This is a genomic window from Mucilaginibacter frigoritolerans (assembly GCF_007830615.1).
GTDB classification, from domain to species: domain Bacteria; phylum Bacteroidota; class Bacteroidia; order Sphingobacteriales; family Sphingobacteriaceae; genus Mucilaginibacter; species Mucilaginibacter frigoritolerans.
In genome coordinates this window covers 1-12,888 of the sequence record NZ_VLLI01000010.1, presented here as the reverse complement: position 1 = coordinate 12,888, position 12,888 = coordinate 1, and the positions used below count along the sequence as shown (strand labels likewise).

The following is a 12,888-nucleotide window of genomic DNA, read 5'->3' as shown; positions in this document are numbered from 1 at the left end:
TGTATTTTAAATTGTAAACATATGCTCAATATTTTTTTTAGCCCATATCTTTTTTTAAGAACTCCGGCCTTAAGTTATAAAAACTATGAGATCTCAGAATTGGAAAAAACACTTAAAACACAGTTTTTCCAGGCCGCCATATTTTTTGCCAGTGAAAGCTTGTACGCCGAATTGAGTAGGTGTGATTTTGATTATCAACTACTTGATAGTAAGGTGAAACTTAGTTTGCAGAAATATTTTAACCGCATGTGTTATAGGCCAACACCATTCGGGATGTTTTCAGCCTTTAGCTCACTTAAATGGGATTTATCAAAAGGCTCTTCTATCTGTATTTTGGAAGACGGTCGGCAAATCTATGTTAATCCAGATTTTCAATTTAGTGTTGATTTAGCGAGGAAGATGGAAAAATCAGGACATTTTGAGAATATTAAATACTATTCCAATAATTCTATTTATACCACTAAACGTGAAAAACGTTATTTAACCAATGGATTTAATAATAATCCTAAAAAGACCGATTTTTTAATTGTTTCGTATCAGGCAGATGGCTTGTTAAATAAGTTAATCAGCTTTTGCAAAACAGGTAAAAGTAAAGGAGAAATGATTAGTTGGTTAGAAAAGTTTATTGATCAGACGGATGAAATAGAAGAATACATTAATGATTTGATTGAAGCCGGACTACTTATACCTGAATTATATCCCAACATGGCTGGCGAGAAATATTTTAGCAGGTTAGCCAGAATAGCGAGTGAAATAAATGGAGATTATGATCTGGCGAATCAGATTGTAAGTTATAATGATATAGTTAAAAATATTGTAAATGAGGATGATGTTAATATTAAGGAGTTGACAAATAGTGATTTATATCAATCAATGAAAAAAGATATTAAGTCTATGTTTTATGTTGCTTCTGAAAGGAAAACAAAATCAATTATTGGAAAAAAATATCAGCAGCAAATAAAAGACGGTTTAATGTGTCTTAATAAATTTGCATTCAATAGCACTCCTCAAACATTAGGTACATTCAAAAGTAAATTCAAGGCAAAATTTGAAGATCAGGAAATTCCTGTTCTGCAGGCCCTTGACAGGGAAACAGGAGTGGGGTATGACGGATCAGAAGCTAACCTGGTAACAAGTGAGTTGCTGGATGGTATTCAATTGAATTTGCGATCCAATACACTGCATTTTAACTGGACGCAAGTGCACGAATTTTTTTTATCCAGGCTTTCAAAAAATGTTGATAATCATTGTATTTCCATAACCGATAAGGAACTTGATAAAATTCATATGCAATCAGATTTGACTATTCCACCAAGTTTTTCTGTGATTTTCAGGGTCTTTAACGACAAGATTTGGATAGAACAGGCTGGTGGATGTTCAGCTACTGCGTTGTTAGGACGGTTTACCTTGTTTAATGAAGATGTTAAACAAGAGGTTCGCTCCATTGCCGAAGCCGAAGAAAAACTAAATGAAGATGTAATATTTGCTGATATATCCTGCTTTAACGACGAGCATGCTGCAAATATAAATTCAAATGGTGGGGTGAGAATGTATGAAATTCCGATAGGAGTACATTCCACGCTTAACAGGAGCAGTATCATAGATCTTTCGGATATAATGGTGTCTGTAGTTGATAATAAAATTATACTCCGGTCTAAAAAATTGAATAAAATAATTATCCCGCGGTTAAGCTCTGCTTATAACTATACCCGAAGCGAACTTTCAATATTTAGGTTTTTGTGCGATTTGCAATACCAGGATTTGAAATTCAACTATACTTTTGATTTGAAGTCGCTTTTACCCGGATTAAATTTTTATCCCCGGGTAGAATATAAAAACTGTATATTATTTCCGTGTACATGGGTTTTAGATAGTGATGAAATTATTGAAATCACATGCGATAATGATTTAAGAACCAATTTTAAAAGGTTAAGTGAAAAAATAGAACTGAAGAAACAATTTGCACTTACTGAAGGAGATAATCAGCTCATTTTTAATATTGATGACCCTGATTCTGTTAATAATTTTGTTAAGACTATTAAGAATAAAAAAACTGTTATTCTGCAGGAGGTTTTTCTGGAAGAAGAATCTATTGTTCAAAATACTTCAGGAGAGCCATTGGTTGGACAGTTTATGGCTTCTGTTTTTTCAAGTGAGGTAGCTTACCATCAAAGTATGTTTTCTACATTAAATAACAGGAAAAATAAAATTAAACGCATTTATCTTCCCGGCGATGAATGGGTGTATTTTAAATTATACTGTCATCCGGCTATTTCCAATACTTTGCTAATAAAAAGCATTAATGTTATTGTTAATAATCTTAAAAAACAGAACAAATTAAAAGGATGGTACTTTATAAGGTATGCAGACCCTGATCAGCATTTAAGAATCCGTATACAAACTAAACAAGGTAACGTAACAGAGGTTGTTCAGTATTTCGAAAAAAAAATGCGCAAGTATGTCGAAAACGGGAGTATCGATAATTTATTACTTGACACCTATAAAAGAGAATTAGAAAGATATGGTTTTGATAAAATAGAATATGTAGAAAAAATATTTCAAGCAAGTAGCGAGCTCATAATTAATTACCTGCGGAATATTACTAAAGATGAACATACTGGTTTTTCCGAGTTACATTTAGCCCTAGTATCTGTTGATGCCTTACTTGGTGTGTTTTTTCGTGATAATTCAGGGAAAATGTACATTCTTAAAAGCCTGCATGATGGAATGAAACATGAGTTTGATGATAGTAAGCAGGTGAAATTTCAATTGGATACCAAATACAGGGAATATGCATTGTTTATAAACAACATAAAAACCAACAAAAATACCATTATTGAACTTGCAGGTAAAAAAGTATTTGCTGCTTTTGAAAAAGAACTTCTTGAACTAAAGGTGAATTTTGACTGGCAATTAAATGGTAATCTAGTTAAGCTTTCTGGCGATTTAATACATATGCATTTAAATAGGTTATTTAATGAAAAACAGCGGAAACATGAATTTATAATCTATTACTTATTGTATAAATATTATCAGTCTTTGGAGGCCAGGAAAGAAAAAGAACTACAGCCCGCTGCGTCCGCTTCTAAGCGTTTTAGCATTAATCATGTTAAGGAAGCTGTCTTTAAATGATATTCCTATTGGTAATTCAATTGTATGCGATAACAAAATAATATTACCATCAATTGATTTTATTTTATCAACATTAACAATATATGATTTATGTATTCTGATAAATCTAGAAGCAGGTATGGCAACTTCTATTTCTCTTAGTGACAAATAAGTAATGTATTTGCTGTCGGATGTATAAATTACAACATAATTTTTCAACCCTTCTATATACAAAATATCGGCATAGCTTAATTGGATCATTTTGCCTTTAACCCCTGGATTTATAAAGAAGTGTTCACTTTCTGTCTGGCCATCAATTGGCTTTTTTGATTTCAATAAATTCTGGACCTTTATTACCGATTTGGTAAAGCGTTCAAATGAAATTGGTTTTAATATAAAATCGGAGCCGTTTTTTTCAAAAGCTTGCAAAGCATAGTTGGGGTAAGCTGTAGTAAATATAATAGCACTTCGTGGCGAGAGTATATCAGCTACATCAAGCCCTGATAGCTCTGGCATATCCACATCCAAGAAAACAATATCCACCTGTGCTATATTGTCAATCTGTTCAATAGCAACCAGTGGATTTACATTGCTTCCTATTAAGTTTAATCCAGGAGATTTATTTATATATCCCGAAAGAGTATCAATAGCATGCGATTCATCATCAATAACGTAGCAAGTATACATAAAGGTTTATAATTCAATCTTTAGTGTGGATATATATTCATTTTCATCTTCTTCAACATTTAATTCGTATTTGTAATACATTTCTAAGCGGCTTTTAATGTTATTAATTCCAATTCCATATCCGGGATAGTAAGTCTTTTTTCTTTTTAAATTTTTGGTAACAAAAGTTAAGTTATTATCTTCTACTGTAGCTGTAATCTTTGCAGGGTAATTTTCATTTAGCAAATCTCCATATTTGAAAACGTTTTCTGTAAGCGTAATTAATATAAGAGGTATAATTCTGCATTCTTCCGTTTCTCCATTAATTAAAAAATCAATGCAAAGTCTCTCATCATACCTTGCCTGGTTCAATTTAATAAAACTATTAATATGATCAATTTCTGCTTCTAATTTAACTTTTCCGTCTTCATCAGCATTGGTCAAAGCATAACGCATTATATCAGAAAGTAATAGCACGCTTTCTGCTATTTTTTCAGAGTATTTTGAAACCGAATTATACAAAAAGTTTAAAGTGTTTAATAAGAAATGAGGGTTTATTTGCGATTTAAGATACGCATTTTCGGTAGTAAGTAATGTTTTTTCTAATGCCTGGGTTTGTAATTCATTCCTTAATTGCGAGTTTTCTAAATCGGTTATCCTTTTCCAGTTTTGAATGGTTGATAAAGCGAGCCAGTATGCAGTACTTAAGCCAATAAAAAATACAGCTCTCCAGGTACTACTAATTATAAAAAACCAAATATTAACTATTGGTGTGCTTATCTGAATGTTTGAAAATTGATAAAATTGATATAGAAGTAACTTTAATAAAAGGTAAAGTATAATTTCTGCCAATATTGCTGATGGAATAGTGAGGTATGATTTTGCCTTTTCTGAAACGGCATTCGGAAGTACAATATGAGCGTTAAAATAAAACGTGGCAATATTTAATAGGTAATGACCTGCATAATCGGGGAAATTAGAAAATTTTCCACCAAGGCTATAAATAACCGCTAACTCGTAACATATGTAAATAGCCCAGAAAATAACGTGGACTTTTAAGTTTTCGAATTTGAGTGTCTTCATCAGAATATTAGGGTATTGAAAGGTATCTTCAAAAATAGCTATATAATGTTTAGTGATGCTAACCCAATTCCAAAAAATGGTTTTTTAATTCAAGTAAAAAAATGAGGCCAATAACCGTGTTGGTATATAGAATAATGCAGTTGGTGTAATAACTTTTTTGAAGCGAAATCACTTTCCTAACTTCTGTCATAATTAAAAAAATAGATTATGAAAGCAACAGGATTTAAACTCAAAAAATTAAAAACCAAACAAGTTTATGGCTTTAAAAAAGATAATTTTACAGGTGGTGGTGTTCTTGATGATCCAACTTTGAATACAACTACTACATTAAGCCATATTGCTTTAAACGGTATAAACTACAATTAATAAAATTTATTCTTCAAGGTTTTAGTTACCAACAAACATACAAATAGGATTTCTAGTGCTTAGTTTTTAGTAATAATCTAAACCTTATCTTATTTTTTTATTACAGTCTATCAGCTAAACCTTAAAAAGTTTTGCAGTGGATAACTGTATCTTAATCCAAAACAAAGCCTGTTTTGGATTATTTTTTTACTAATTATTTAATTAGAAGCAGGCCAATTGATCTTTTAAAGTGTGGATATAGTGCCACATTCGTCTTTTTAAATACCCAAAATGTAGTATAATCACCTTACTGTTAATGGTTAAATACTATTTAAACATTCCCCATCTATTAACTAATGATGTGGTTTTATAGGTAAAATTAATCATATTTCACGTTTTTTATTTTATTAGATAACGGTTGATGAGTAATTCCCTTTTTTAGATGTGATAACTTTGGTACCGTTTTTGACTATTTTTCATCGTGTTGAAAAGGTAAATAATTAAAAAAAGAAAAAGCATTAATCATTTTATTTTGATAGTTGCATTTTTATAAAAATTAGTTACCTTTATGATCTAAAACCTAAGCACTTATTATAAAAAAAACCTAAATCCTAAAAAAATGGAACCTTATCTTGGAGAAATCAAAATGTTCGGCGGTAATTTCGCACCATCTGGTTGGGCTTTGTGCAATGGCCAATTATTGGCAATTTCACAATATGCAGCTCTTTTTTCAATTCTCGGAACTACCTATGGTGGTAACGGCTCTCAAACATTTGCACTGCCTAATTTACAAGGCAGGGCTCCCATACATTGGGGAACAGGTCCGGGTCTTACTACAAGAGTAATTGGAGAATCAAGCGGAACAGAAAATGTAACGCTATTGATTTCTCAAATTCCCGCTCACAATCACTTGATAAACGCAAGCACTACTGTTGCAACACAAGTGTTACCAACAAATTTCATTTTAGCACAATCTACTGATGCAGGAGTTGGTGGCACACCTTCTAATTTTATCGAACCAGCAAGTGCAAATACAACTTTAGCGCCAACTGCAGTTTCTATGGCGGGTAGTTCATTACCACATAATAATATGCAGCCATATTTGGCCGTAACTTTTATAATTGCCTTAGTAGGAGTTTTCCCATCAAGAAATTAAATTATTGAATAGTTGCCGGGAATGTAATGATTAGATAGCAAAATGTTATTTAAACAATTACAAACCTGGCAAAGTTTATTTGAGTTTTTGTAAGCTTTTTTGAAGATTTAATACCTTAAAAAAATGGATACTTATCTTGGCGAAATCAAGATGTTCGGGGGTAATTTTGCTCCACGAGGCTTTGCTCTATGTAACGGACAATTATTATCTATATCTCAAAATACTGCCCTGTTTTCATTATTAGGCACTACTTATGGTGGGGATGGTATTCAAACATTTGGCCTGCCAGACCTTAGGGGGAGGGCACCAATTCACTGGGGTAACGGTATAGGATTAACTCCGCGCGTTATTGGTGAAGAATCAGGTTCAGAAGCTGTAACGTTATTGCAATCTGAGATGCCTGCACATAATCACCTTATAAACGCCAGTACAACCGTTGCAACACAAGTATTGCCAACAAATTTTATTCTGGCACAATCTACGGATGCCGGAGTTGGTGGCACTCCATCTAACTTTATCGAAGCCTCAAGTGCTAATACCACTATGGCTCCTAATGCTTTGAGTATATCTGGTAGTTCCTTACCACACGATAATATGCAACCATACCTGACTATAAATTTTATTATAGCATTAACCGGGGTATATCCGTCAAGGAATTAACAAATTATAAGTAGGATATTTTACAGTTTAATGAACATAGGTATAGTATCCAACTCAGCTAAGTTATATATACCCCTGCTTTTTAATTTATGTAACTATAAAAATAAAGCGGGGGTAATGTTATACGTTGGTAAATCGGCCGATATCAGTCAGAGTACAAAAGATACGATTAGTTTTTGTAATGCTAATGGTGTCACATTAACTATTGAAAATGATAAGCAGGATTTATATAGCTGGCAACAGCTTTACCGGCTTGATATAGTGTTCTTTGTAGGTTATGGTAATATAGTGAAAGTAGATCAGTTTGCCGATGTTAAATACGGTGTTTACAATATTCATTTCGGCAAACTTCCGGAGTTTAGAGGGCCTTCGCCGGTTTTCTGGCAACTGAAGAAAGGTGTTAAAGAATTAAGTATAAGTATTCATCATATGACAAAAAAGGTGGACAGTGGACCTGTTGTTTGGGAATATAACATATCTAACCATGCTCATTTTACTTACGATTTTGTTAACCATATGTTTTGCGAGTTACAGGTAAGAGGAGTTATTGAGATATTAAATACCATTAATATGGGACGTAAGTTGCCGGAAAATGTGCAGAGTGAAAGCAATGCTGTTTATTATACAAAACCCGGTTTAATAGATGTAATGATTAATTGGAATGAGATGAGTGCGGATGAAGTAGTTGATTTGGTTAAAGCTTGTAATTCATGGAATTGGGGCGCCACTACTTTGATAAATGGTTTTGAACTGAAAATTTTGGATGCGACAGTTTCTACAATAACAAAATCGCAATACGTAGCCGGAACTGCTGTGGTTAATGATAATTCAGATTTTAGTGTGGTTTGTAAAGATGGGAAGTTGCTGAATATTGATTACTTCAAGATAAATAACTGTTTTGTTCCGAAAAGATTTGCCGGACTTTATGGTTTTAAAACAGGTCAGCTTTTTGGGAACCATGCTGATAATCTAAGATGATTACGTCATTGTTGATAATTTATAAATTCAAATAGTATAAAAAATTAAAGAAGCTATTTTATAAGAATAGATAAACCTTGCAGATATGAAGAAACAATTACTTGCGCTTACCGCTGCATTATTTCTTTTGTTTATTTCCTCTATCGTAGAGGGGCAAACAACACTTTCGCCGGGTGACATAGCGGTTGTTGGCTATGATTTTAGCTACAATACCACAACAACGGCGCCTATAGGAAACGATAATTTTGATATTGTAGTATTAAAAGACGTTACTGCCGGAACGGTAATACAGTTTACCAGTAAGGGCTGGACTGGAAGCGCCTTTACCAGTACAGGCACGATAGATGGAGTCTTCACCTGGACAGTGGGATCTAATATTACTGCTGGTACGGTGTTCAATTTCTCTGTTGCCAATGGTACCTTACCAGCAACAATTACGGTAACGCCGTCAAACGGAACCATCAGTGGTGTAACCAATACAGAATTTACCAGTACCGTAGGGTATTCTCCATCCACGGGCAATCAGATTCTTATTTTCCAGGGAACGCAGGCTTCTCCTACATTTATTTATGGTATCAATACCAATGCCACCAATGTCGGTACTACCGGATGGGTTACCGGAACAGTAGGAAACAATGCAGCACAAAGCGCATTACCTACCGGATTAACTAATGCCAATCCTTTTAACGGTACTGTTTCAGCACCTTCTGCATTACCTTTTACCCTGGAGACAGCCCGCTATAATGCAGTTTATACAGGTCCTTTAGTAGGATCACAAACAACGCTGCTGACGGATATAGGTAACTACGCCAACTGGACGGCAACCGCTACTGCAACGGCTCCTTATAATTTGGCTGTGGGAGGTACTTATTTCTCTTCAAGTAACCCGATATTTAATCTTTCATCGCCTACTATTACTGCAAGTGGAACATTAGCAGCATTAAGTACTACCTCAGGTACTGCTTCATCATCTACTAGTTTTAGTGTTTCGGCAACTGCCTTAACTGCTGGCGTGTTAGTTACACCACCATCTGGCTTTGAAGTGAGTACAGATAATTCTACTTTTAGCAGTACAGTAACCGTTGGTTCTTCGGGCACCCTTGCGGCTACAACAATTTATGTACGATTAGCTGCTGCAGATGCTGTGAATACTTATTCTGGTAATATAGTATTGAGTAGTTCAGGAGCAACAAGTGTAAATGTTGCTACAGCCAGCAGCACAGTTACTGCTGCCCCAACCACTATCAGTTCGATCACAGATGTAAGCTCCAGCCTAACGAATGCCGCTACAGTACAATATACAGCAACATTCGGAGCATCAGTAACAGGATTAAGCACAAGTAATTTTTCATTAACTACCACCGGTGTAAGTGGAGCAAGTATTACTGCTATTTCCGGCTCTGGTACTACTTATACTATTACAGTAAATACTGGCACAGGGGATGGCACAATCGGTTTAAACCTGGCCAATGCCACAGGTGTATCGCCGGGTATAAGTACTACCCTGCCATTTGCAGGCAGTACTTATACTATTGATAAAACAGTACCAACGGTAACGATCAGTGCACCATCAGTAAGCAGTACTTCCACAGGTCCGGTAAGCTATACAGTAACCTGGGCGGATGCTAATTTGAATACCGCTTCAATTTCTTTGTCAGCAGCTCAGGTAATCATCAATACTACGGGAACAGCCAATTATGGATCTATAGCAGTCACCGGATCAGGGGCCACGCGTACTGTTACGATCGGTTCGATCAGCGGAACAGGCACTATGGGAATCAGCCTTCCCTCAGGTACTGCCTCAGATAATGCAGGCAATACCGCCGGAGCAGCAGGGCCTTCTGCTACTTTTACAGTAGCTCCTGCCCCAACCACTATCAGTTCGATCACAGATGTAAGCTCCAGCCTAACGAATGCTGCAACGGTACAATATACAGCAACATTCGGAGCATCGGTAACAGGATTAAGCACCAGTAATTTTTCATTAACTACCACCGGTGTAAGTGGAGCAAGTATTACTGCTATTTCCGGCTCTGGTACTACTTATACTATTACAGTAAATACTGGCACAGGGGATGGCACAATCGGTTTAAACCTGGCCAATGCCACAGGTGTATCGCCGGGTATAAATACTACCCTGCCATTTACAGGCAGTACTTATACTATTGATAAAACAGTACCAACGGTAACGATCAGTGCACCATCAGCAAGCAGTACTTCCACAGGTCCGGTAAGCTATACAGTAACCTGGGCGGATGCTAATTTGAATACCGCTTCAATTTCTTTGTCAGCAGCTCAGGTAATCATCAATACTACGGGAACAGCCAATTATGGATCTATAGCAGTCACCGGATCAGGGGCCACGCGTACTGTTACGATCGGTTCGATCAGCGGAACAGGCACTATGGGAATCAGCCTTCCCTCAGGTACTGCCTCAGATAATGCAGGCAATACCGCCGGAGCAGCAGGGCCTTCTGCTACTTTTACGGTAGCTCCTGCGCCAACCACTATCAGTTCAATCACTGATGTAAGCTCCAGCCTAACGAATGCTGCAACGGTACAATATACAGCAACATTCGGAGCATCGGTAACAGGATTAAGCACCAGTAATTTTTCATTAACTACCACCGGTGTAAGTGGAGCAAGTATTACTGCTATTTCCGGCTCTGGTACTACTTATACTATTACAGTAAATACTGGCACAGGGGATGGCACAATCGGTTTAAACCTGGCCAATGCCACAGGTGTATCGCCGGGTATAAGTACTACCCTGCCATTTGCAGGCAGTACTTATACTATTGATAAAACAGCACCAACGGTAACGATCAGTGCACCATCAGTAAGCAGTACTTCCACAGGTCCGGTAAGCTATACAGTAACCTGGGCGGATGCTAATTTGAATACCGCTTCAATTTCTTTGTCAGCAGCTCAGGTAATCATCAATACTACGGGAACAGCCAATTATGGATCTATAGCGGTAACCGGATCAGGCGCCACCCGAACTATTACGATCGGTTCCATAACCGGGGCAGGCACGATGGGAATCAGCCTGCCTTCAGGCACTGCTTCAGATAATGCAGGCAATACCGCCGGAGCAGCAGGGCCTTCTGCTACTTTTACGGTAGCTCCTGCGCCAACCACTATCAGTTCGATCACTGATGTAAGCTCCAGCCTAACGAATGCTGCTACGGTACAATATACAGCAACATTCGGAGCATCGGTAACAGGATTAAGCACCAGTAATTTTTCATTAACTACCACCGGTGTAAGTGGAGCAAGTATTACTGCTATTTCCGGCTCTGGTACTACTTATACTATTACAGTAAATACTGGCACAGGGGATGGCACAATCGGTTTAAACCTGGCCAATGCCACAGGTGTATCGCCGGGTATAAGTACTACCCTGCCATTTGCAGGCAGTACTTATACTATTGATAAAACAGTACCAACGGTAACGATCAGTGCACCATCAGTAAGCAGTACTTCCACAGGTCCGGTAAGCTATACAGTAACCTGGGCGGATGCTAATTTGAATACCGCTTCAATTTCTTTGTCAGCAGCTCAGGTAATCATCAATACTACGGGAACAGCCAATTATGGATCTATAGCAGTCACCGGATCAGGGGCCACGCGTACTGTTACGATCGGTTCGATCAGCGGAACAGGCACTATGGGAATCAGCCTTCCCTCAGGTACTGCCTCAGATAATGCAGGCAATACCGCCGGAGCAGCAGGACCTTCCACAACTTTTACGGTAGCTCCCGCGCCAACCACTATCAGTTCAATCACTGATGTAAGCTCCAGCCTAACGAATGCTGCAACGGTACAATATACAGCAACATTCGGAGCATCGGTAACAGGATTAAGCACCAGTAATTTTTCATTAACTACCACCGGTGTAAGTGGAGCAAGTATTACTGCTATTTCCGGCTCTGGTACTACTTATACTATTACAGTAAATACCGGAACGGGGGATGGCACGATAGGATTAAACCTGGCCAATGCGACCGGCATATCGCCAGGCATCAGCACGACTTTGCCATTTACAGGTAGTACTTATACCATTGATAAAACGGCTCCAACAGTAACGATCAGTGCACCATCGGTAACGATAGTCAATTCAAGTGCAGCGATCAGCTATACGGTAACGTTTACTGATGCCAATATGAATACCAGTACCTTATCGAATTTCGGGGCGCTTTTGGTTTTTGAGAATTCGCAGGTAACGGGCACCGCCACGATCAACAGCATTTCAGTGGGGGCATATACCCATTCGGGCAACAATTATACTTTTCCGGTAACTTTCAATGATATGACCGGTGACGGTACGCTGAGCTTTACGGTTCCGGCGGGTACAGTATCTGATAATGCAGGGAATACCTCTGCGGCCTCTGTAGCATCCAGCAGTGTGATTATCGATAACACGCCACCAACCATAACTTTCAGTTCACCATCGGTGAGCAGCACCAGTACTGGCCCGGTAAGCTATACAGTAACCTGGACAGATCCAAACCTGAACACTGCATCCATTTCATTGTCAGCAGCACAGGTAATCATCAATACTACGGGTACGGCTAACTATGGATCGATAGCGGTAACCGGATCAGGCGCCACCCGAACTATTACGATCGGTTCCATAACCGGGGCAGGCACGATGGGAATCAGCCTTCCGGCAGGTACCGCATCTGATAATGCAGGCAATACAGCCGGCACAGCAGGACCTTCGACAACTTTTACAGTAACAATACCCAGCCCGATCATAGCAGCCAGCGGAACATTAAGTGGTTTAAACAGTACCTATGGAAGCGCTTCAACGTCGGAAAGTTTCAATGTATCAGGCAGCAATATGAATGCAGGTATATTGGTAAGCCCGCCAACAGGTTTTGAGG

Annotated in this window: 8 protein-coding genes; 6 read left to right on the top strand and 2 right to left on the bottom strand. The window is 37.8% G+C overall.

Features of this window, described 5'->3' with window-relative positions:
• Nucleotides 1-21: 21 nt before the first annotated feature.
• Nucleotides 22-3,132, top strand: a complete 3,111-nt coding sequence (locus JN11_RS16375; RefSeq protein WP_144914293.1) for a lantibiotic dehydratase — start codon at nt 22-24, stop codon at nt 3,130-3,132.
• Here the strand turns inward: JN11_RS16375 and JN11_RS16370 are convergent.
• Both JN11_RS16370 and JN11_RS16365 read right to left on the bottom strand, forming a co-directional pair.
• Complete coding sequence (locus JN11_RS16370) at nt 3,064-3,798, bottom strand: LytR/AlgR family response regulator transcription factor (protein WP_144914292.1); 735 nt, start codon at nt 3,796-3,798, stop codon at nt 3,064-3,066. The genes JN11_RS16375 and JN11_RS16370 overlap by 69 nt on opposite strands.
• Nucleotides 3,799-3,804: 6 nt before the next feature.
• Entirely contained in the window at nt 3,805-4,860 is a 1,056-nt protein-coding gene (locus JN11_RS16365) for a sensor histidine kinase (protein ID WP_144914290.1), read from the bottom strand.
• Nucleotides 4,861-5,067: 207 nt separating this feature from the next.
• On the opposite strand from JN11_RS16365, the gene JN11_RS24470 reads away from it, so the two are divergent.
• The 5 genes from JN11_RS24470 to JN11_RS16345 all read left to right on the top strand — a co-directional run.
• Entirely contained in the window at nt 5,068-5,226 is a 159-nt protein-coding gene (locus tag JN11_RS24470) for a hypothetical protein (protein WP_170227773.1), read from the top strand.
• 598 nt (nt 5,227-5,824) lie between these two features.
• Nucleotides 5,825-6,361 (top strand): phage tail protein, encoded by a 537-nt coding sequence (locus JN11_RS16360; protein ID WP_144914289.1) that lies wholly within the window; start codon nt 5,825-5,827, stop codon nt 6,359-6,361.
• A gap of 123 nt (nt 6,362-6,484) precedes the next feature.
• A complete protein-coding gene (locus JN11_RS16355) occupies nt 6,485-7,021 on the top strand; it encodes a phage tail protein (protein ID WP_144914287.1) in 537 nt (178 codons plus the stop codon).
• 30 nt (nt 7,022-7,051) lie between these two features.
• A complete protein-coding gene (locus JN11_RS16350) occupies nt 7,052-7,999 on the top strand; it encodes a formyltransferase family protein (RefSeq protein ID WP_144914286.1) in 948 nt (315 codons plus the stop codon).
• 85 nt (nt 8,000-8,084) lie between these two features.
• The coding region (locus JN11_RS16345) for a beta strand repeat-containing protein (RefSeq protein ID WP_144914284.1) at nt 8,085-12,888 on the top strand (4,804 nt) is incomplete at its 3' end.